We start from the raw sequence: 20431 nt of genomic DNA on the forward strand, positions 1-20431 counted from the left end.
GGGTGCCTCCAGCTTCGATCGGGCCGGGCCCCGGCGACTCCGCCCTGGAGCCGGATCGCGGGCGGTCGATTCCGGCCGCACGGCTGTTGCGGACGCGCCGATCGCGTGCTACTCCCGACGCGTCGCCTACCGTGGGTGCGTGATCGACACCAGCGCACGCCGCACCCGGCGGCCGCTCCTGCGGTGGCTGCCGCTGGCGCTGATCCCGGTCCTGCTGCTGGCCAGCACCTATCCGGGCCAGTACCGGGTGCCGCCGCACTACTGGCTGCTCGCGATGACGGCCGGCGTGGTGTTCCTCGCGGGAACGCGATGGCCGCTGGCGGTGTCGCTGATCCTGTCGGCGCTGGCCGTGCCGATGCTGCGGACCCCGGCCTGGGGCGTGTCCGGCCTGGTGCCGTACCTCGGCGCGGTTGCGCTGGTCGACGTGATCGCGCGCACGCATCGGCGCTCGACGGTGTGGGTGGCGACCGCGGGTTGGGCCGCAGCGGTGGTCCTCGGGCGCGTCGGCCTGCACGACACCTCGATCGGGCGGGCCTCGACCGTGGTCGAGGCGGTCGCCTACGTCGGCCTGCCGCTGCTGCTCGGGCTGTACCTGCGCGGCCAGCGCGATCTCGCTGACAATCTCCGGATGCGCGCGGCCGAGGCCGAGGCCCGTACCCGCCTCGACGAGCGCGCGGCCATGGCCAGGGAACTGCACGATGTGGTCGCCCATCACATGGCCTCGATCGTCCTGCGCGTCGCCGTCGCGGGCCGGGTGGTGCGTGACGCCGATCCGCGGGTGGTCGCCGTCCTCGACGACGTGCGCGCCACCGCCGCCGACGCGCTCGCCGACATCCGCCGCTTCCTCGCCGCCCTCCGCGATCCCGCCCTCGGCACCGTGGCCCTGGTCGAGGCGGACGCCGTCGACGCCGAGATCACCGCGGCGCTGGCCCGCGCGCGGGCCGCCGGATTCACCATCGACGCCGAGATCGCCACCGACCTCGGCGCACTCGACGCGATGCGCAGGCTGACCCTGCTGCGGGTGGTGCAGGAATCACTGACCAACATCATGAAACACGCGGATCGCGCGGTGCCCGTGCGGTTCCGGATCGACCGGCGCGCGGACGGCATCGACCTCGAGGTGATCAGCGGCCGTGCCGGGGGCACCGCGCCGCCGGGCCACGGCCTGGTCGGAATGCGGGAGCGCGCCGCACTGGCGGGCGGCACGCTCACCGCCGCGGCCGACGCCCGGCACTGGATCGTGCGGGCCTGGCTGCCCGACGTCGCGAAGGGAACCGAACCGGCATGATCTCGGTACTGCTGGCGGACGATCAGCGCCTGGTGCGCGCGGGGCTGCGCATGCTCATCGAGGACACCACCGACCTCGCCGTCGTCGGTGAGGCGGCCGACGGTGCGGAGGCCGTGCGCCTGTGCGCCGAACTCGCGCCCGATCTGGTGGTGATGGACCTGCGCATGCCCGGCCTGGACGGTGTCGCGGCCACCCGGCAGATCATGGCCTCGTCGCCGGGTGCGAAAGTGCTGGTGCTCACCACCTTCGACGACGACGAGCACCTGTTCCCGGCGCTGGCCGCCGGTGCCGCCGGCTACTTCGTCAAGGACACCGACCCCGAGGTCCTGCTCGATGCCATCCGGCGCACCGTCGACGGTGACCTGGTGTTCTCGCCCGCGCTCCTGCGCCGCCTGGTCGACCGGGCACTCACCGCCGCGCCCGCGGTCGCCGTGCCGGAGCTGAGTCCGCGTGAGCGCGAGGTGTTGCGTCTGGTCGGTGCCGGGTACGGCAATCAGGAGATCGCCGAGCGGTTGCACCTCGGCGTGAGCACTGTCAAGACCCACCTCGCGAATCTGTTCGAGAAGACAGGCACCGACAATCGCGTCCGTTTGGCCGTCTACGCCGCCAAGCTCCCGGAGTATCTCAATGGTGAGATAAGTCATGATTAACTAACTCAATATTGAGATATATTCGTCCTGTCAGGCAGTCGGGTTGTCGCACAGGAGGATTGATCATGCGGATCGCGGTGTTCGGAGCCGGTGGCGCCGTCGGGAGCCGGGTCGTGGCCGAGGCCCTCGCCCGCGGACACGAGGTGACCGCGGTGGCGCGGCGGGCAGTGCCGATACCCGCGGGGGTGCGGCTCGTGCTCGGCGACGCGTCCAGTGCCGAGCAGGTCGAGCGGCTCGCGGCCGGGCAGGATCTCGTCGTCGCCGCGACCCGGCCCGCGCCGGGCTCCGAGGCGGAGCTGCCGGTGGTCGCGGCGGCGATGCTGGCCGGGGTGGCGCGTGCAGGCGCGCGGCTGCTGGTCGTGGGTGGTGCGGCGACGCTGGTCGTCCCCGGCGTCGGGCTGCCGTTGCACGAAACCGCGGAGTTCCCGGCGGAACTGGTCGCGATCGCCCAGGCCTGCGCCGAGCAGCTCGCGATCTGCCGCGCGGACGCCGTGACGGACTGGACGTATCTGAGTCCGCCCGCGGACCTGGCGCCCGGCATGCGCACCGGTGTCTACCGCATCGGCGCCGATGAGCTGCTCGTCGACGCGGACGGCGCGTCGACGATCTCGATGGAGGATTTCGCCGTCGCGCTGCTGGACGAGGCCGAGCGCCCGGCGCATCGGCGGGCCCGGTTCACCGTTGCTGCTTCATAATTCACCCGGGGTTCCGTTGTCTCTGGTGACGAATCGGTAAGAAGCCGGTAACGGCGCTGTGATCTTCCCCGATACTGAGTCGGACCGCACTGAGTGGTCGGTTTTCAGTAGGAGGTTCGATCGATGAGGTGCCGCAGCGCGCTCTCGGCGTTGGCGGCGGTGTTCCTCGCCGTCGGTGCGACGGTCTCCGGTGGCGCGACGGCCACCGCGCAGGGCCCGGAATCCGGTGTCGCGGTGGCCCATCGGGCGGTGACGATCGACGGCTCCCGCGCCGAGGTGACCTCGGTCGACGGACGGCAGGTGACGGTCCGGATCTACTCGGCGGCGATGGCCCGCGAGGTGTCGGTGAAGGTGCAGCGCCCCGCCGACGCCTCGGTGCCACGGCCCGCGCTGTATCTGGTGAACGGCGCCGGCGGCGGCGAGGACACCGCGACCTGGGAACAGAACACCGACGTGGTGGACTTCCTGGCGGGCAAGGACGTCAATGTCGTGATGCCGGTGGGTGGCGCGTGGAGCTACTACACCGACTGGCGCAGTACGGATCCGCGTCTCGGTGTGAACAAGTGGCGCACCTTCTTCCTCGACGAACTGCCCGCCCTGGTCGACACGATGTTCGAGACGACCGGCCGCAATGCCATCGCCGCGAACTCGATGACCGTCACCTCGGTGCTGCAACTCGCCATCGCGAAACCGGGGCTGTTCCGCTCGGTCGCGGCCTACAGCGGTTGCGCGCAGATCAGCGATCCGGTCGGCAGGCAGTTCGTCAACGTCGTCGTCGGCACCGGGGGCGGGGACGCGTCGAACATGTACGGGCCGCCCGGGGATCCGGAATGGGTCGCCAACGACCCGGTCGTCAACGCCGAGGGGCTGCGCGGCACCAAGCTCTACATCTCCAACGGCAACGGCCTGCCCGGCGAACACGACAAGCTCGGTGACCCGCACCTGATCACCTGGGGCCCGGTCGGGCTGGCCAATCAGATCGTCGTCGGCGGCGTGATCGAGGCCGCGACCAGCTGGTGCACCGAGAACCTGCGGGAACGGCTGGCGGAGCTCGACATTCCCGCCACCTTCGACGTGGACACCCAGGGCACCCACTCGTGGGGCTACTGGCAGAAGGCGTTCAAGAACTCTTGGCCGCTGCTGGCCGAGGGGATGGAGATCCCCGCCTGATCAGCCCAGCTCGAACAGCGCGACCGCGTTGTCGTGGCAGACCTTGCGCAGCCACTCCGGGCCCAGATCCAGGCGCTCCAGCGACTGGACGGCCTCGGCGTACGGGTACGGGATATTGGGGAAGTCGCTGCCGAACAGGATCCGATCACCGAAGCGGCGCAGGCGTTCCCGCTCACCGGGCGGGAACGGGGCGTCGCTCTCGCTGAAATCGGTCCACACCATGGTGGTGTCGAGGTACAGGCGCGGGTACCGCTCGGCCAGATCGAGGAACTCGCTGTGCTCGGGGGTGCCCATGTGCGCGATGATCAGGCGCAGGTCCGGGAATCGCCGCAGCAGTTCGGCGATGGGCGCCGGCCCGGTGAATTCGCCGGGGGCCGGACCGGATCCGCAGTGGATGAGCACGGGCACGCCCGCCTCGGCGAGGATCGCCCACACCGGGTCGAGCAGCGGATCGAGCGGGGAGAACGCGCCGACCTGGATGTGCACCTTGAAGACCCGCGCGCCACGGTCGATCGCCGCACGGACGTAGTCGGGGGCCGAGGGCTCCGGGTAGAACGTCGAGGTGTGCAGGCAGTCGGGCGTGCGGGCGGCGAAATCGGCGGTCCAGTCGTTGAGCCAGGCCGCCATCTGCGGCTTGTGCGGGTACACCAGCGAGGTGAACGCGCGGACGCCGAAGTCGCGCAGGGTCTTCAGCCGCACCTGCTCGTCGTCGCGATAGGTGATCGGCCACGTCCGCCCGGTCAGCGGGCCCGCCTGGTCGAAGTACGCCCACACCTTGCGCATCACCTGATCGGGCATGAAATGGGTGTGCACGTCGACGATCGCGGGCAGCCCGAGGCGGGCACGGAAGTCGGCGAGGTAGGCGGCGGTGTCGACGGTCACGAGGGCGGCTCCGGGTACAGGCGACGGGCCAGCGCGCCGACGCGGGTGACGAGACGTTCGAAGAAGACGGCGGGATCGGTGCCGATCACGATGTCGGCGTTGGGCTCCCGGCCCCACATGCCCGCCCAGTCGGCGACGGTGGTGGCGCGGGTCAGCGTGCCGGTCAGCTCGACATCGACGGTCGCGGGCCTGGTCGTCGCCAGGGTGGGGTCCAGCGCAACCGCTGCGGCGAAGGGATCGTGCATGTGCGCGAGGTAGCCCAGGTCGTAGCCGTCGTGGAAGTCGAAGTAGAAGCGCACCGCGTCGACCAGGTAGCGGATCACCGGATTGCTTGCCGCCGAACGCCATTCGGCGGCGTCGCCCGCCGCGACCCGCTCCGGCGGCGTGCTGTGCGCGGCCTCGGCCAAGCGCACCAGGTGCTCGGGCCACATCTCGATCGACTCGGTGATGTCGAGCGCGCACACGAGGGGCCTGCGGTCCGGCGGGGCGGCCGAGAACGCGTCGAAGACCTCTTTGGCGGCCTCGGGGTCGACGTGGATGTTCCACTCGTTGGTCGGCGTCGTGTTCCCAGGGTGGTTGAACGCGCCGCCCATGATGACCAGGCGGTCCAGGAGCCGGGGCAGCTCGGGTTCCATGCGCAGGGCCAGCGCCAGGTTGGTCAGCGGGCCGGTGCACAGGCCGATCGCGGTGCCGGGGTGCGCGCGGGCCAGCTCCACCCACATCCGCGCGGCGGAGCGGTCCGAGAGCGGCCGGGGCGAGGCGGGGAGTTCGGCGTAGCCCAGGCCCTGCGGGCCGTGGGTGTCCTCGGTGGTGCGCAGCGGCACGACCAGCGGTCCGTCCGCGCCCGCCGCGACCTCGACGGTGCCCGCGCGGGCGAGATCGAGCAGCGCCAGGGTGTTCGCGGCGACCTGGGCGGTCGGGACGTTTCCCGCGGTCGCGGCGATCCCGAGGAGTTCGGCCTCGGGGGAGGCCAGCAGGTACAGCAGCGCCAGCGAATCGTCGATTCCGGTATCGACATCGAGGATGATCTTGCGCGCCACAGGTCGAGGGTAACCGCGGGCGTTTCGCGTTCCGTCGCCGCCCGTGCCGTTCGCCGCTGGTCATGGCGGTTTCGCCCGGCGGAAGGACGCATCCGGCTCCCCGAATATGACGTCGGCGGGGGCGAAAGAGCTGTGACGGCGGCGGTTTCGGTTAGTCTCGCTGGGAGATTGCGGACCGATAGCTCATAAAACCGGCGAGGGTAGGTGCATCTTGAAGGCGACGACCGCTGCGAAATTGGCAGAGTTGCGGAAGAATCTGGCAGCCGCGCAGGAGCCTGCGGGGGACGTGGGGGTCGCCAAACGGGCCGCCAAGGGGATACCCAGTCCGCGAGAGCGGATCGGCATGCTGCTGGACGCGGGCAGTTTCGTCGAGATCGGGGCGCTGGTGAAGCAGCCCGGCGTGGCGAACAGCCTCTACGGCGACGGCGTGGTGACCGGGCACGGCACGGTCGACGGTCGCCCGGTGGTGGTGATCGCCCACGATCAATCGGTGTTCGGCGGTTCGGTCGGGGAGATGTTCGGGCGCAAGGTCGCCAAGGCGATGGACCTCGCTGCCGAGATCGGCTGCCCGTTCGTGGCGATCAACGACTCCGGCGGGGCGCGCGTGCAGGACGCGGTCACCTCGCTGGCCTGGTACGCGGCCATGAGCAGGCGGCAGCTGAACCTGTCGGGCGTGGTGCCGCAGGTGTCGATCATGCTGGGCAAGTGCGCTGCGGGCGCGGTCTACGCCCCGATCAACACCGACGTGGTGATCGCGACCGAGAACGCCTACATGTTCGTCACCGGACCGGAGATCATCCGCGAGACCACCGGCGAGGAGGTGACCCTCGAGGAACTCGGCGGCGCCTACAACCAGGCGCAGAACGGGACCATCCACCATGTCGCGGTCGACGAGCGGGCCGCGTTCGACTGGGCCCGAGCCTATCTGGGCTTCATGCCGTCGAACTGCTTCGAGCACGCCCCGGTGGTCAACCCGGCGCTCGAGCCGGAGATCACCGACACCGACCGGGAACTCGACACCCTGATCCCCGACTCCGACCGCGCCGGCTACGACATGTACGACGTGCTGCTGCGGATCTTCGACGACGGCGAGTTCCTCGAGGTCGGGGCCAGCGCCGCCCGCAATATGATCACCGGCTTCGCCCGGGTCGACGGCCGCAGCGTCGGTGTCGTGGCCAACCAGCCGCAGGTGTTCAGCGGGGCGATCGATGCCCGATGCTCGGACAAGGCGGCGCATTTCATCCGGCTCTGCGACGCGTTCGGGCTGCCGCTGATCTTCGTCGTCGACACGCCCGGGGTGCTGCCCGGCGTCGAGGAGGAGAAGATCGGCGTCATCAAGCGGGGCGGCCGGTTCTTCTACGCGGTGGTCGAGGCGACCGTGCCGATCGTGACCGTGGTCGTGCGCAAGGCCTACGGCGGCGGCTACGCGGTGATGGGGTGCAAGCAACTCGGCGCCGACGTGAATCTGGCCTGGCCGACCGCGCGGATCGCGGTCATGGGCGCCGAGGCCGCGATCGGGCTCACCCAGCGACGGCAGCTCGCCGCCGTGCCCGAGGCCGAGCGCGACGGCGTCCGGCAGCAGATGGTCGACTTCTACAACACCGCGGTCGCCACACCGTGGATCGCCGCCGAACGCGGCTACATCGACGCGGTGATCGAGCCGTCGACCACCCGGCTGGAGATCCGCAAGGCCCTGCACCTGCTGCGGGACAAGCACGTCGAGCAGCGACCGCGCAAGCATCTGCTGATCCCGCTGTGAGCCCGGCGCCCGCGTCGCCGCGAGGCCGGGCGGCGCGGATCAGTAGGTCGGCAGGGCGAACTCCTCGGTGTGGCCGAAGAAGATCTTCTTGGTGATCGGCCGCATCGGACGCGACATCATGATCCGCACATTGGTCTTGGCCAGGCGCGTCATCAGCGGGGTCTTGGGGAGCATCATGGCGATGCCGCCGCCGGGGATCTCCTTGGCCTTGGCCAGGAACGGCGTGATCTTGTCCTGGTAGCGCTGCTGCGCGCCGGCCGGATCGTCGGGGGTGGCGGCGATCTCGGCGGCGAGTACGTAGGCGCCGACGATGGCCATGGCGGTGCCCATGCCGGTCATGGGGGAGCCGCAGTAGCCGGCGTCGCCGACGAGGGTGACCCGGCCGACGGACAGCTCGGGCACGTCCACCCGGGCGAGCTCGTCGAAGTAGAAGTCGGTCGTGGTCTCCATCGCGGCGAGCACCGCGGGGGCGTGCCAGCCCGCGTCACCGATCATCCGGCGGATGAGCGCGCGCTGGGCGTCACCGTCGCGGCGCAGGGTCGGGTCGACCTCGGTGCGCAGGGTGATGATCGCCTTCGCGGTGGCCGGGTCGCCGTCGGGCCGGATGCCGAGCATAGCGCCGGGCACCAGGCGCATGCCGAACCAGCCGGGCTCCACATCGGCCGGGGACGGCATCGTGAAGAACGCGCCGTAGCCGCCGAGGTTGGTGCTGAACCGTTCCTCCGGGCCGAAGACCAGCCGCCGGGTCGCCGAGTGCACGCCGTCGGCGCCGATCACCAGGTCGAAGCGCTCGGTGGTGCCGGAGGCGAAGGTGACCGTGACGCCGGTGTCGTCCTGGTCGATCTGTTCGATCCACTCGTCGTAGCGGTAGTCGAGCTCGCCGGTGTCGACGGTGGCGATGGCCTCGAGCAGGACATTGTTCAGATCGCCGCGGGTGATCTCGATTTCGGCGACGGCGCCCTGACCGTCGAAGTCCTCCATCGCCATCCTGGCGTAGATCTTGCCGTCGCCGTCGATGTAGGACATGCCGCGCTCGTCGAGCTGGTACTTCGCGATGCCCGCCATCAGGCCCATCTTCTCGGCGGCTTCCTTGCTCGGTCCGCGCAGGTCGACCGCCTGGCCGCCGGGGCGGGGGACCGCGGCCCGCTCGACCACCGTCGTGCGAATGCCGTTGCGCAGCAACTGGAGTGCGACCGCGTTGCCCGCGATACCGCCGCCGGAGACCAGAACGTGCAGGGGGCTGGTGGTGGTCATGGTGTTTCCCGTCTGGAGAAGAACGAATGTCTTAGACATATGTCTAACACAGGCCTGGCACGAATGTCTAGCACAAATGTCTAAGACGATCCGGTACGCTCGTGAGCATGGGAAACAGGGAAGACCTACTGGCGGGTGCGCGAAAGGTGATCTTGGAGCGCGGCGTGGCGAAGGCGACCGCCCGCGACATCGCCACGGCGGCCGGGGTGAGCCTGGCCGCGATCGGCTACCACTTCGGGTCGAAGGACCGCCTGGTGACGGAGGCGCTGGCCGAGGCGCTCGGCAACGCGATCGGCGATGCGATGGAGGCGCTGATCGCCGACGGTGCCGGCTCGGCGCCGCTGGCCGGGTTCGCCGGGCTGTGGAACGCGATGCCCGGGGTGTTCGCGGACAACCACGAGGCGATGCTGGCCAGCCTGGAGAACATCGTGCGCATCGTGCGTTCCGACGAGGCGCGCGCGCAGCTCGGTGACCAGCTGACCCGCGCGGTCACCGACATCGGGGACAACGTGCGGGCCGCGCATCCCGAACTCGACGCGGCCCAGGCCGACGCCATCGGGCGCCTGTACTTCGCCCTGGTGCAGGGGCTGGGCGTGCTGTGGCTGCTGAAGCCGGGCGAGGCGGTCGCCGACGGCGACCAGCTGGCGACCGCGATCCAGGCGCTGGCGGGGAAGTGAGCGTCGTCGGTCAGCCGCGGCGCAGGCGGTCCGGCGCGTCGAGCCAGAACGGCTGGGCCGAGCCATACGGCGGTGCGGGCCAGCGGTAGTCGTCGTAGTCGGCGAAAGCCGGTGCGGCTGTGACGATATCGCCGTGCGAGGTGGTCGCGGCGGGATCGGGCGGTGCCGGTGCGGGGTGGTCCGGGCTGCGGTCGGCCGCCTGGAGCCAGGCCGCGGTGCGGGCCAGCGAGACCCGCACCGTACGGCCAACGCCGTCGGTGGTGCGGGCCCGCAGCGCGTCCATGACGCCCGCGGCGAGGAGGTAGCCCGAGCCGTGGTCGAGCGCCTGTGCGGGCAGCGCGCCGGGGCGATCCGGACCGCCTTCGAGTAGGGAGATACCCGAAGCCGCCTGGACGATGCTGTCGAAGCCGCGTCGCCCGCCCCACGGTCCGGTCGTGCCCCATGCCGAGACGGACGCCTCGATCAGGCCGGGCCGGGCCGCCGCGCGGACACCGGCGGCGGCCAGCGCTCCCGGCCGGTAGCCGGTCACCAGGACATCGGCGGTGGCCAGCAGTTCGGAGAAGGTCGCGAGGTCGGTGCGCAGGTCGAGCAGCGTCGAGCGCTTGCCCTGGCAGGTGTCGGCGAACTGCCAGTCGATCTCGGGCAGGTGCGGTGGGTCGACGCGGAGGACGTCGGCGCCGAGCAGGGCCAGGGTCCGGGTGGCGACCGGGCCCGCGAGGACCCGGGTCAGATCGAGGACGCGGACATCGGCCAGCGGTCGTTCGACGGTCGGGGCAGCGGCGCCGGGGCGCGGCGGGTCCGCGGGCGCCCGATCCGGGCGCGCGTCGACCGCGACCAGCGGGCCGGTCGCGGCGGCCCGGCCTTGCGGACTGATCGACCACTCGGCCTCGGTGCGAACCCGCACCGCGATGGCGCCCACCGTGGCGGCGGCGTCCTCGATCTCGGCGCCCTTCAGTGTGGCGAATCCGGCGGTGAGCCGGGCGAGGTCGGCGTCGGCGGGCAGATCGAGCGCGCGCAGTAGCCGCGCGCGATGGTGCGGGTAGTTGGCGTGGGTGCGGACCCAGCCGTCGGCGCTGCGGAAGAACCCCGACAGCTCGGCGAAGATCGACGGCGCCGCCCCGGCCCGGCGGAACAGCCGTTCGCTCGCGAAAGCCGCGGCGATGCGGTCCGGGTCGAGCAGTGTCGGCCGGGTGGCCAGGCCCAGCGCCGCGCGGTACCGATTGGCCGAGCCGGCCGCCGCGGCCACCGATCCCGCGGCCAGCGCCCACACCGGTAGCGTGGCTGCCAGCCGGGCACCGGGCGCCGGCTCGCCGTCGAGTGCCGACGGCTCGAGTCCGAGCCCGGTCTCATAGGCGTGCACGAGGGACTGCGCGGTGGTCACACCGCTCAGCCTAGCGACGAGGATGTCAGGTGAGGAGCGTGATGTGGGCGTGAATACAGCGGCGACGGAATGGATTCGGGTGCTGCGGGCCGACCCGGTGGCCCGGCGGCGGCTGGTCTGCTTCCCGCCCGGTGGGGGATCGGCCACCGCCTACCGTGCGCTGGCCCAACACATCGGACCCGGCGCCGAGGTGACGGCCGTGCAGTACCCCGGCCGCCAGGATCGGCTCGGCGACGCGGTGATCACCGAGCTGCACGCGCTCGCCGACCGCATCGCCGAGGACGTCACCCGTCGTCCCAGTCCGCCGCGGGTGCTGTTCGGGCACAGCATGGGCGCGACGGTCGCCTATGAGACCGCGCGCAGGCTGGTCGCCGCCGGCGAACCGCCGGCGGCGCTGATCGTGTCCGGCCGTCCCGCACCGGATGTCGTCGAGACCGGGCGACTGCACCGCGGCTCCGACGCTGCCCTCATCGACGACCTCGAGCGCCTCGCCGCCGACCCGGCCCCGGTGCGGCTGCTGCGCACCGAACCCGGCCTGGCCGAGCTGGTGCTGCCCGCGGTTCGCGCCGACTACCAGGCGGTCGAGACCTACCGCCACGCGCCGGGCCCCGCGTTGACCTGCCCGGTCGTCGCCCTGGTCAGCACCGAGGACCCGACCACCACGGTCGAGCAGGCCGAGCGGTGGCGCACGGTCACCGAGGGGTCGTTCGCGCTGCGGACCTTCCCCGGCGGGCACTTCTACCTCGACGAGCAGCCCGCCGCGGTGGCGCAGGAGATCACACGGCACCTGAGCTGAGGCCGCGGTGGCGCAGCTGGAGGCGCACATAGCCCGCCCACGACACCAGCACCGCCACCGCGGCCGCCAGCCGCACCAGCCCGAGCGCGCTGTCGGGGTAGATCACGCCGGTCAGATAGTGGTCGATGAACCCGGCCTGCGGCAGCCGAGCCACCCCGGCCTGAGTGCGCGCCCAGTTCTCGGCGTAGGTCAGCGGGCAGTCGAAGCCGATCAGAATGGTGCCGAACCCCCACGATGCCGCCAGCAGATGCAGCCCGATGGTGCGCGGCCATCGCCACGCGAGGAAACCGCCGGCGACCACGTACGCGATGAACGCGACGTGGGTGACGGCGATCAGATCGGCCAACACCCGGAACGGCACATATTCAGATTAGGCGGCCGTCCGCCGATCGGAATCATGATCAACATTCCGGTTCGGCATCGCTTGGTTCGTGTTACCAGGGGGACGGCTGGTAATCCTTGAGGAAGCAGCCGTAGAGGTCGACGCCGTTCTCGCCCTGCACGATCGGGTCGTACACGCGGGCGGCGCCGTCGACCAGGTCCAGCGGTGCGTGGAAGCCCTCCTCGGCCAGCCGCACCTTGGTGTAGTGCGGGCGCTCGTCGGTGATCCAGCCGGTGTCGACCGCGGTCATCAGGATCGAGTCGGCCTCGAACATCTCCAGCGCGCTGGTGCGGGTCAGCATGTTCAGCGCGGCCTTGGCCATGTTCGTGTGCGGATGGCCGGGGCCCTTGTAGCCGCGGCTGAACTGGCCTTCCATCGCCGAGACGTTGACGACGTACTTGCGCAGCCCCGCCGCCGCGGCCATCACCGGCCGCAACCGCGACACCAGGATGAACGGCGCGACGGAGTTGCACAGCTGCACCTCGAGCAGCTCGGTGGCGTCCACCTCGGCGACCGTCTGCACCCAGCTGTTGGTGTGCGCGAGGTCGGGCACCAGCCCACCGGCATCGATCGCCACGCCCGCCGCGATCCGCTCCGGCGTCGCCGATCCGGCGACCAGTGCCAGCTCGGCGACATCGGCCGCCGACAGCGACGGCGTGAGCGAGGCGGTGAGCGCGGTCGGATGCGCCTGCATGGTCTTGCCGAAGGTGACCATCTCCGGCAGCACGCCCGCGGGCAGCGGCGCGGTCTCGGCGTCGACCAGGGCGCTGTAGGCGCCCACCGAACGGCGCACGGTCTGCGCGGCGTTGTTGATCAGGATGTCGAGCGGGCCCTGCGCGGCGACGTCGTCGGCCAGCGCGACGACCTGGGCCGGGTCACGCAGGTCGATGCCGACGATGCGCAGGCGGTGCAGCCAGTCGGCGCTGTCTTCCATGGCGGCGAAGCGGCGGATGGCGTCGTTGGGGAACCGGGTGGTGATGGTGGTGTGCGCGCCGTCGCGCAGCAGCCGCAGCGCGATGTACATGCCGATCTTGGCGCGGCCGCCGGTGAGCAGGGCGCGCTTGCCGGTCAGGTCGGTGCGGGCGTCGCGCTTGGCGTGGCTCGCCGCGGCGCAGTCGGGGCAGAGCTGGTGGTAGAACGCGTCGACCTGGGTGTAGCGCTGCTTGCAGATGTAGCAGGGCCGCGGCTTGAGCAGGGTACCCGCGCTCGCGCCGGTGGTGGCCGAACTGATCGGGATGCCCGCGGTCTCGTCGTCGATGCGCTGCGGCGAGCCGGTGGCGGTGGCCGCGATGACCGCGCGATCGGCCGTGGCGACCTGCTCCCTGGCTTCGATGCGCCGCCGCTGCTTGAGCTTCTTGAACATGTGCCCCACCGCGCGCTGCACGGCAATCGAATCGGGATGTTCCTTTTCCAGCTGCCCGGCCTGTTCCAGCACCCGCAGACAGGTCGCCAACTCGTCCGGATCGATCATGTTCGCGGTCATCGGGGAGTGCGGCATTCCTTCGTGCGGGAGCGGGGGACGACACTCATTGTCGCATTGGCCGCTCGACGGACCCGCTGGGTATCGTGGTGCACCGTCACCGCAACAGCGCGGCGACCCTCGAACCCGACGGAGCAGCCCGATTTCCCCGCTCGACACCGATACCGCAGACGCGCCGCGCAGGCGCAGGCTCGAACCCGACGAGCGACGCGCGCAGATCCTGGCCTGTGCCATCGACATGTTCGGCGAGCGGCCCTACGCGGCGGTGTCCACCGCGGAACTCGCGCAACGCGCCGGTGTCGCCCGCGGGTTGATCAACCACTACTTCGGCAACAAGCGTGACCTGTACCTGGCCGTCGTGCGCCGCATGGTGACCTTGCCACGGCTGGAGAAGGTGTCCATTCCCGACGGCACCCAGGTCGAGCGGGTCGCCGCGATCGTCAGCTGGCTGCTCGACACCATCGCCGAGCACGGCACGACCTGGGTGAAGGTCACCAGTCACGAGGGCGTCGGCGACGACCCCGAGGTGCAGCAGATCCTCGACCAGGCCGACGACGCGGCCGCCGAGCGGATGCTGGTGATGATGGGCCGTTCCGATCTGGCAGGCAGTGCGACATCGCGCGCACTGGTGCTCGCCTACGCCGGACTGGTGAAGGTGGCGGGCCGGGAGTGGATCACCCGCGGCACGCTCACCCGCGACCAGGTGCACCGGCTGCTCGTCGACACCCTGCTCACGGTGATCACCCAGACCATCCCGAGCGTGGAACCGCGACCGGGCGTGCCCGGCTAGGACGTCAGCCTGCGCTGGCCGGGGTTCGGCAGCGGGATGTCGCGGGCGCTGTAGCGCTGCGGGCCCACATGACCCGGCGCGTGCCCGCTGCGGCCGTAGGCGAGTTCGATCTGCTGTTCTCTGCGGTGTTCGAACAGCAGGGCGCCCAAGCCGCCGACGAGGAATACCGCCGTCGCCACCCCGGCGACCACCGCCCAGCCGTAGTGCTCCGTCCCCGCCGCCACCAGTGTGCAGGCGAGGCCGACGACGCCGATCGCGCACGCGATGATGCCGGGAACGTTGTAGTCGTCGGCGAGCAGATCGCCGGCCTGGGCATGCCAGGGCTGCTTGTCTGCCGGAGTGGTGCTGCCGGGCATAGGGTCCTCCTCGCGGGCCGATGCTGCGCGCTGTGGTTCACCTCATGACCAGCATGGACCCGTCGATGGTGGGGAGGCAAAGGTGTTTGCCGGTTCGTTACCCGTGTCCATGCCCCTGGATTCGGGGGCGAACCGCAGGTACACGCATTTGTCGTTTGCGCTGACCGACCGCCCCGGAGTCCCTATTCTCGTCGCGTAACCCGGCGCCGCAAGTGGTTCGATTCCGCGCCGGGGGGATCGAGAGGGACCCGGGGTTGATGGCACGGTACGACGAATGGGACGACGACCCCGAGGAGGAAGCCGACGATCGGCGCTGGAACGGCCAGCGCTGGCCGCACGCGACCCAGGAAGAGGGCATGGCGGGTGGCGCACGCGCCGACCAACCGCGGGTGAACCCGTACGCGATGGTCGCGCTCGCCGCCGCGCTGGTGCTGCTGTTCCCGATCGCGATCGTGTTCGGCCTGCTCGCGTTCGGGCATCCGCGGGGGCGGGGGATCGCGGTGTTCGCGCTGCTGCTCGGCATCGCCGAGGTGGCCGCCCTGGCCACGGTGGGACTGGTGATGTTCGGCGGGCTGGACGTCGAGGTGCCGACGCTGGCCAAGGAGACGACGGTGACCTCGGTGTCGACCACGGTGCCGTCGCAGGGCGCGCCGACGGCCACCGCGACCGGGACGGTCCCGGTGCTGGGCACCGTCGTCGAGAAGGGCACGCCGTGCTCGGCGGACCGGGCCGGGCTGCTCGGCGTCGCGGCCGACGGCGCGACCCTGCTGTGCCTGCGCGCCGACGGCGCCTACACCTGGTCGGGCCCGTTCCGGGTGTCCGGGTCGTACTACACCGAGGGCACGCGCTGCGATCCCACGGTCGACAAGTCGGGGCGCACCTCCGACAACCACGCCCTGGTGTGCGAGGGCAAGGCGGGGGCGGGCACCTGGGTGCCCTGGACCGAATAGGTCCTCAGTCGGCCTTCTTGGCCCGGCTCGGCTGCACCCGCGGTGGCTCGTTCGGCATCTTCGGGTACTGCGGTGGCCACGGCGCGTCCATCAGGCCGGCCGCCATATCGCGCTCCGACATGGCCAGAAGCGGTTCGATCGACTGGGGCGCGCGGTCGGCCCACGGGTCGCCGAACTCGGCCAGCCGGGCGGGAACGGTGGCGAGGGTGAGCTCGTCGGGGACGACGGCGTCGAGATCGGCCCAGGCGATCGGTGTCGACACCTGACCGCCCACCTTCGGCCGCACGGACCACGCGCCGAACACGGTCTTGTGCGGTGCGTTCTGGTTGAAGTCGACGAACACCCGGGACCCGCGCTCCTCCTTCCACCAGTGCGCGGTGATCTCCTCGGGATGGCGGCGCTCCAGCTCCCTGGCCAGCGCGACGGCGGCCGCGCGCACCTCGTAGCCGTCCCACCGGGGTTCGAGCACGGCGTAGATGTGCAGTCCGCGGGAGCCGGAGGTCTTGATCCAGCTCTCGATGCCCAGTTCGGTCAGCAGGTCCCTGGTGCGCACCGCGGCCCGGCGCAGATCGTCGAAACCGATCCCGGGCGAGGGATCGAGATCGATCCGCAGTTCGTCGGTGATCCGCAGATCGGGCACGTGATTGGGCCAGACGTGGAACCCGAGGCAGCCCTGGTTCACCGCCCACAGGACGTGGGCGAGGTCATGGGCCACGAGGGCGTCGCTGGTGGTGCCGTTCGGGGTCGACACCTCGACGGTCCGCAACCAGTCCGGCGCCGACTTCGGCACCCGCTTCTGGAACCACGACTTGCCGGACGCGCCGTCGGGATAGCGCTCGAGCAGCAGCGGCCTGCCGCCGATGACGCCGAGCAGCGGCTCGGCCACGGCCTGGTAGTAGCGCACCAGGTCGAGTTTGGTGTCGCCGCGCTTGCTGAAGTAGACCTTGTCCGGATTGCTGATCGACAGCGCGCGCCCGTCGACCTCGAGCTCCACGGCGGCGCTCATCGCGCACCGCCGAAGATCGCGTCGAGCTCGGCCGGGGCGACCTCGTCGAGCTGGGCGTAGGTGCACGAGTCCGGGGTCCGGTCGGCGCGGAAGCGGACCAGCCGTCCGCCGTGCCGGAACCGTCCCGATTGCACGTGCTCGTAGCGGACCTCGGCGACCAGTTCCGGCCGCAGCGGTTCCCAGGACAGATCCTTGCCGCCGGTCCATCGGCTCACCCCGCCGGGCATCTTGCCGTCGGCGGTGGCCTGGGCGGCCGCGTCGGCCCAGGTGCGCCACGGGTGGTCGTCGAGCGCGTTCTCCCGCAGCGGTGCCAGCTCGCCGAGCAGTTCGCGGCGCCGGGCCGCGGTGAAACTGGACGCGACTCCGACATGATGCAGGTTCCGGTCGTCGTCGAAGAGGCCGAGCAGCAGCGAGCCGACCCCCTCGCCGTCCTTGTGCATCCGGTAGCCCGCGACCACACAGTCGGCGGTGCGCTCGTGCTTGATCTTGAGCATCACGCGTTTGTCCTGCAGATAGGCCAGATCGTCGGCCTTGGCCATCACGCCGTCGAAACCCGCGCCCTCGAACCTGGTGAACCAGTCCTGGGCGACATCGGGGTCCTGGGTGATCGGGGTCAGGTGGATGCGGCCCGGCGCGGCCTCGAGCAGCGATTCCAGCGCACGCCTGCGCTCGGTGAACGGTTCGGCGGTCAGATCGCGATCATCGAGGGCGAGCAGATCGAAGGCGACGAAGCTGGCCGGTGTCTCGGCGGCCAGCTTGTTCACCCGCGACGCCGCCGGGTGCAGCCGCTGCTGCAGCGTGTCGAAATCCAGGCCCTGATCGGTGACGACGACGATCTCCCCGTCCACCACACAGCGCTGCGGCAGCGCGGCTTTCAGCAGTTCGGCCAGTTCGGGGAAGTACCGGGTCAGCGGGCGGTCGTTGCGGGAACCGAGCTCGATCTCGTCACCGTCGCGGAACACGATGCAGCGGAACCCGTCCCATTTGGGTTCGTAGCTGAGCCCGGGCTCACGGGGTAACGACGGGGTCGATTTGGCCAGCATGGGGCGCACTGGCGGCATCACCGGTAGATCCATCCGATCCTCCTCGCGGGTGGGTTCACCCGTGTCGACGGCGCGAGCGTGCCCGATTCATCGGTGCGGGTTCGATCGTAGGTCGGCCCACCGACACCGGCGCGGACATCGCGCGCGGTGGTGTCACGCTCAGCTGTCGACGTGCACGTGCGGCCGCCGCGCCGGGTCCGGCTCGGCCCGCCGGATGATCTCCCTGGTCACCGGCGCGACCTCGCCTTCGCCGACGAACAGGAACTTCAGCAGGTTGACCAGCGGATTGCCTTCGGTCCATTCGAAGTACACGTGCGGTTCGAGCCCGGTGCGATCGCGGATCGCGAACAGGATCGCCGCGATCGAGTTGGGCACCGCGGTGGCCTGCACGCTCAGGACGTGGTGGCGCCCGACCTCGATCGCGGTCACCCGCAGATCGGTGCTGAACTCCGAGGCGTCGCCGACGATCACCTCGAGGAACAGGATCGAGTCGGCGTCCGGGATGTGGCTCTCGCGCCGCTGGTCGGCTTCCTTCTCGTCGTACTCGGCGGGCACACGCTGATCGATGGCGTGGGTGACGATCCGGATGACGCCCGTCGCGGCGGCCCCGTCGATCAACGCGGCCGCCGCGTCGTCGAAGCTCACCTCGATGGCCCGCAGCTCGAACGCGCGGTGCGCCCGCGAGGCCAGCGACACCACGATGATCGCGAGGATGAACAGCGAGGCCAGGTGCACGCCCTCGGGCCGTTCGAAGACATTGGCGATGGTGGTGTAGACGAACACCGCGCTGACGACCCCGAAGCCGATCACCTTGCGCCGCTCGCCCTTTCGATGCGCCGAGAGCGTCACCGCGATCGCGGCCGAGGTGATGAGCACCAGCACGCCGGTGGCGTAGGCCGCGCCTTGGGCGTCGACATCGGCGTCGAAGTACCAGGTGATCCCGAAGGCCACCGCCGCGAACACCAGCACCAGCGGCCGCACCGCCCGCGCCCACTCCGGCGCCATGCCGTAGCGGGGCAGATACCGGGGCACCAGATTGAGCAGCCCGGCCAGCGCGGACGCGCCGGCAAACCAGAGGATCGCGATGGTGGCGATGTCGTAGACGGTGCCGAAGCCGTTGCCCAGGTACTCGTGGGCCAGGTACGCCAGCGCGCGCCCGTTCGCCTGGCCGCCGGGCTCGAACTCCTGCTCCGGGATCAGCACGACCGTGATGAAGCTCGACACCAGCAGGAACGCGCTCATGATCAGCGCGGCGGTGGTGAGCAGTTTGCGCGCGCCGATGATCCGTCCGCGCGGGTACTCGGGGGTGTCGCCGGGTTCGCCCTTGATCAGCGGCATCACCGCCACGCCGGTCTCGAATCCGGACAGGCCGAGCGCGAGTTTGGGGAAGACCAGCAGCGAGACCGCGATCATCATCCAGACGCTGCCGTGCTCGGTGGTCATCGCGTGGGTCCAGTCGATCACCCGGTGCTCGCTGGTGAACACGTGCCACAGCCCGACCGCGCCGACGATCGCGTTGAGCGACAGATACACCCCGACCAGGCCGACGGCGATCCCGATGGCCTCACCGAAACCCCTGAGGAACACCGCGGCCAGCAGCCCGAGCAGGATCAGCGTGATGATCAGGCGCGAGTCCTGCCAGGCGGCGGGGGCGAACGGGTTCTCGATGATGTGCGCGGCGCCGTCGGCGGCCGAGAGCGTCATGGTGATGACGAAGTCGGTGCACGCGAACCCGAGCAGCACCAGGATGAACAGCTTGCCCGACCAGCGCGGCAGGATGTCGGTGAACATCGCCAACGACCCACCGCCGTCCGGGCTTTCGCGCGCGACCCGGCGATACACCGGCAGCGCGCCGAACAGGGTGAGCGAGACCAGCACCAGCGTGGCCAGCGGGGAGAGCGCGCCCGCGGCGATGGCCGCGATGCCCGGTTGATAGCCGAGGGTGGAGAAGTAGTCGACGCCGGTCAGGCACATCACCCGCCACCACGACCGCTGATGTGGTTCGGCGTGCGCGACCGCGCGCATCGGTCCGGAATGCTGGGCGTGCTTCGGGTCCGCCACGCCGTCGAGCAACCAGGCGGTGAAGCGTGACTGATCGGTGGTCGTCGTCACCGTGACTCCCTGGGCGGTCGGTCCGGCAGCACCGCAGCTACCGGATCAGTCGGGAGTCTAGGTGGCCCGGCGGCGGTGACCGCGCAGGCGCGAGGTCAGCTGTCGAGCCAGCCGTGCTCGTCGGCGAAGGCGGTGAACCGCTCGCGAATGGTGATGATCTCGGCCGCGGTGAGCGCGGGGGAGGCTTCCAGCAGCAGTTCGGTGATCTGTCGGCGCAGATCCTCGGCGCCGAGGCGGTCGCCGCCCGCGCGCTCCTTGCGCGACTTCGGCGCGGGCGCGGTGTGCCCCGCGGCGGTCAGGTTGATCGCCTTGGGTCCGCGATCGCCTTCGGTCACATCGAATTCGAAGAGCCGGCCCTGGCGCAATTCGTCCTCGTCGAGGCCGATGTCGTTGACGTGGACGAAGACATCGGGCCCGCCGTCGTCGGGCCGGATGAACCCGAATCCCCGTGACCCGTCGAACGACACCAATTTCCCGATGGACACCGACCAGCTCCTCGCTCCGCTTCCCGACGCCACTGTAACGCGGCTTTTGGGCGTTTTTCCGGGAAAGCGGACAGACAGCGACATCGCGGGGTCGCGGTCCGGTCGGCCCGACCGGACGTGGTCACAATCCGGTAACTGTTAGTTCACATCCGCTCGTTAGCGTTCCGAATCTGTTGGTTCGTGCGTGGAGGTTGTCGCGAGTGTTCGACCCCGGTCGGGGAATCAGGTCGGGGGG

Annotated in this window: 20 protein-coding genes; 9 read left to right on the forward strand and 11 right to left on the reverse strand. The window is 70.6% G+C overall.

Going from position 1 to position 20431, the window contains the following annotated elements; translation table 11 throughout:
* Positions 1-139 precede the first annotated feature (139 nt).
* From AB0L91_RS18470 to AB0L91_RS18485, 4 genes are all read left to right on the forward strand, one after another.
* A complete protein-coding gene (locus AB0L91_RS18470; RefSeq protein ID WP_365011523.1) occupies positions 140-1288 on the forward strand; it encodes a histidine kinase in 1149 nt (382 codons plus the stop codon).
* Entirely contained in the window at positions 1285-1938 is a 654-nt protein-coding gene (locus tag AB0L91_RS18475; protein WP_365011525.1) for a response regulator transcription factor, read from the forward strand. The genes AB0L91_RS18470 and AB0L91_RS18475 overlap by 4 nt, the downstream gene beginning before the upstream one ends.
* A gap of 65 nt (positions 1939-2003) precedes the next feature.
* A complete protein-coding gene (locus AB0L91_RS18480) occupies positions 2004-2633 on the forward strand; it encodes an NAD(P)H-binding protein (protein WP_365011527.1) in 630 nt (209 codons plus the stop codon).
* 123 nt (positions 2634-2756) lie between these two features.
* Positions 2757-3803 carry an alpha/beta hydrolase family protein gene (locus AB0L91_RS18485; protein WP_365011529.1) on the forward strand — a complete coding sequence of 349 codons (1047 nt, stop codon included), beginning with the start codon at positions 2757-2759 and terminating at the stop codon, positions 3801-3803.
* Here the strand turns inward: AB0L91_RS18485 and AB0L91_RS18490 are convergent, their stop codons facing one another.
* Together AB0L91_RS18490 and AB0L91_RS18495 are read right to left on the reverse strand one after the other, a co-directional pair.
* Positions 3804-4685 carry an amidohydrolase family protein gene (locus AB0L91_RS18490; RefSeq protein ID WP_365011531.1) on the reverse strand — a complete coding sequence of 294 codons (882 nt, stop codon included), beginning with the start codon at positions 4683-4685 and terminating at the stop codon, positions 3804-3806.
* On the reverse strand, positions 4682-5725 hold the full coding sequence (locus AB0L91_RS18495; RefSeq protein ID WP_357347337.1) for a nucleoside hydrolase: 1044 nt from the start codon (positions 5723-5725) through the stop codon (positions 4682-4684). Before AB0L91_RS18495 ends, AB0L91_RS18490 begins: the two co-directional genes overlap by 4 nt.
* A 211-nt stretch (positions 5726-5936) precedes the next feature.
* Here AB0L91_RS18495 and AB0L91_RS18500 point away from each other — a divergent pair, with 211 nt between their 5' ends.
* Positions 5937-7484, forward strand: a complete 1548-nt coding sequence (locus AB0L91_RS18500; RefSeq protein WP_365011534.1) for an acyl-CoA carboxylase subunit beta — start codon at positions 5937-5939, stop codon at positions 7482-7484.
* Between the two features lie 39 nt (positions 7485-7523).
* Here AB0L91_RS18500 and AB0L91_RS18505 read toward each other — a convergent pair whose 3' ends face one another.
* Positions 7524-8738, reverse strand: coding sequence for an FAD-dependent monooxygenase (locus AB0L91_RS18505; RefSeq protein WP_365011535.1), 1215 nt, complete (start codon positions 8736-8738; stop codon positions 7524-7526).
* Between the two features lie 107 nt (positions 8739-8845).
* On the opposite strand from AB0L91_RS18505, the gene AB0L91_RS18510 reads away from it, so the two are divergent.
* Positions 8846-9415, forward strand: coding sequence for a TetR/AcrR family transcriptional regulator (locus AB0L91_RS18510; protein ID WP_365011536.1), 570 nt, complete (start codon positions 8846-8848; stop codon positions 9413-9415).
* A 10-nt stretch (positions 9416-9425) separates the two neighbouring features.
* On the opposite strand, the gene AB0L91_RS18515 is transcribed toward AB0L91_RS18510, so the two are convergent.
* Complete coding sequence (locus AB0L91_RS18515) at positions 9426-10796, reverse strand: CoA transferase (protein ID WP_365011538.1); 1371 nt, start codon at positions 10794-10796, stop codon at positions 9426-9428.
* Between the two features lie 43 nt (positions 10797-10839).
* On the opposite strand from AB0L91_RS18515, the gene AB0L91_RS18520 reads away from it, so the two are divergent.
* Positions 10840-11592, forward strand: a complete 753-nt coding sequence (locus AB0L91_RS18520; RefSeq protein ID WP_365011540.1) for an alpha/beta fold hydrolase — start codon at positions 10840-10842, stop codon at positions 11590-11592.
* Here the strand turns inward: AB0L91_RS18520 and AB0L91_RS18525 are convergent.
* Both AB0L91_RS18525 and AB0L91_RS18530 read right to left on the reverse strand, forming a co-directional pair.
* The gene (locus AB0L91_RS18525) at positions 11573-11953 is read right to left on the reverse strand and encodes a DUF2784 domain-containing protein (protein WP_355271843.1); all 381 of its coding nucleotides are present in this window, start codon (positions 11951-11953) and stop codon (positions 11573-11575) included. The two genes, AB0L91_RS18520 and AB0L91_RS18525, sit on opposite strands and share 20 nt — an antisense overlap.
* 73 nt (positions 11954-12026) lie before the next feature.
* Positions 12027-13457, reverse strand: a complete 1431-nt coding sequence (locus AB0L91_RS18530; protein WP_365011542.1) for an SDR family NAD(P)-dependent oxidoreductase — start codon at positions 13455-13457, stop codon at positions 12027-12029.
* 139 nt (positions 13458-13596) lie between these two features.
* On the opposite strand from AB0L91_RS18530, the gene AB0L91_RS18535 reads away from it, so the two are divergent.
* The gene (locus tag AB0L91_RS18535) at positions 13597-14244 is read left to right on the forward strand and encodes a TetR/AcrR family transcriptional regulator (RefSeq protein WP_357347568.1); all 648 of its coding nucleotides are present in this window, start codon (positions 13597-13599) and stop codon (positions 14242-14244) included.
* Here the strand turns inward: AB0L91_RS18535 and AB0L91_RS18540 are convergent.
* Positions 14241-14600: a hypothetical protein gene (locus tag AB0L91_RS18540; RefSeq protein ID WP_365011544.1), complete on the reverse strand. Its 360-nt coding sequence runs from the start codon at positions 14598-14600 to the stop codon at positions 14241-14243. The genes AB0L91_RS18535 and AB0L91_RS18540 overlap by 4 nt on opposite strands.
* Before the next feature lie 257 nt (positions 14601-14857).
* Between AB0L91_RS18540 and AB0L91_RS18545 the strand changes: the two genes are divergently transcribed.
* On the forward strand, positions 14858-15550 hold the full coding sequence (locus AB0L91_RS18545) for a hypothetical protein (protein WP_365011545.1): 693 nt from the start codon (positions 14858-14860) through the stop codon (positions 15548-15550).
* 4 nt (positions 15551-15554) lie between these two features.
* On the opposite strand, the gene ligD is transcribed toward AB0L91_RS18545, so the two are convergent.
* From ligD to AB0L91_RS18565, 4 genes are all read right to left on the reverse strand, one after another.
* On the reverse strand, positions 15555-16556 hold the full coding sequence (gene ligD, locus AB0L91_RS18550) for a non-homologous end-joining DNA ligase (protein WP_365011547.1): 1002 nt from the start codon (positions 16554-16556) through the stop codon (positions 15555-15557).
* Positions 16553-17632: an ATP-dependent DNA ligase gene (locus tag AB0L91_RS18555; RefSeq protein ID WP_355271854.1), complete on the reverse strand. Its 1080-nt coding sequence runs from the start codon at positions 17630-17632 to the stop codon at positions 16553-16555. The genes ligD and AB0L91_RS18555 overlap by 4 nt, the downstream gene beginning before the upstream one ends.
* A gap of 126 nt (positions 17633-17758) precedes the next feature.
* A complete protein-coding gene (locus AB0L91_RS18560; protein ID WP_365013619.1) occupies positions 17759-19624 on the reverse strand; it encodes an amino acid transporter in 1866 nt (621 codons plus the stop codon).
* 182 nt (positions 19625-19806) lie between these two features.
* Positions 19807-20196, reverse strand: a complete 390-nt coding sequence (locus tag AB0L91_RS18565; protein WP_355271856.1) for a cold shock domain-containing protein — start codon at positions 20194-20196, stop codon at positions 19807-19809.
* Positions 20197-20431 lie beyond the last annotated feature (235 nt).

The sequence above is a fragment of the Nocardia sp. NPDC051833 genome (assembly GCF_040681225.1).
Lineage (GTDB): Bacteria > Actinomycetota > Actinomycetes > Mycobacteriales > Mycobacteriaceae > Nocardia.

Bases quoted from the DNA above. Each gene is read 5' to 3' on its own strand.
- AB0L91_RS18475 (WP_365011525.1), top strand. From the start codon at position 1,285: ATGATCTCGGTACTGCTGGCGGACGATCAGCGCCTGGTGCGCGCGGGG.
- AB0L91_RS18480 (WP_365011527.1), top strand. From the start codon at position 2,004: ATGCGGATCGCGGTGTTCGGAGCCGGTGGCGCCGTCGGGAGCCGGGTC.
- AB0L91_RS18485 (WP_365011529.1), top strand. From the start codon at position 2,757: ATGAGGTGCCGCAGCGCGCTCTCGGCGTTGGCGGCGGTGTTCCTCGCC.
- AB0L91_RS18505 (WP_365011535.1), bottom strand. From the start codon at position 8,738: ATGACCACCACCAGCCCCCTGCACGTTCTGGTCTCCGGCGGCGGTATC.
- AB0L91_RS18510 (WP_365011536.1), top strand. From the start codon at position 8,846: ATGGGAAACAGGGAAGACCTACTGGCGGGTGCGCGAAAGGTGATCTTG.
- AB0L91_RS18530 (WP_365011542.1), bottom strand. From the start codon at position 13,457: ATGACCGCGAACATGATCGATCCGGACGAGTTGGCGACCTGTCTGCGG.
- AB0L91_RS18540 (WP_365011544.1), bottom strand. From the start codon at position 14,600: ATGCCCGGCAGCACCACTCCGGCAGACAAGCAGCCCTGGCATGCCCAG.
- AB0L91_RS18545 (WP_365011545.1), top strand. From the start codon at position 14,858: ATGGCACGGTACGACGAATGGGACGACGACCCCGAGGAGGAAGCCGAC.
- ligD (WP_365011547.1), bottom strand. From the start codon at position 16,556: ATGAGCGCCGCCGTGGAGCTCGAGGTCGACGGGCGCGCGCTGTCGATC.
- AB0L91_RS18555 (WP_355271854.1), bottom strand. From the start codon at position 17,632: ATGGATCTACCGGTGATGCCGCCAGTGCGCCCCATGCTGGCCAAATCG.
- AB0L91_RS18560 (WP_365013619.1), bottom strand. From the start codon at position 19,624: ATGCGCGCGGTCGCGCACGCCGAACCACATCAGCGGTCGTGGTGGCGG.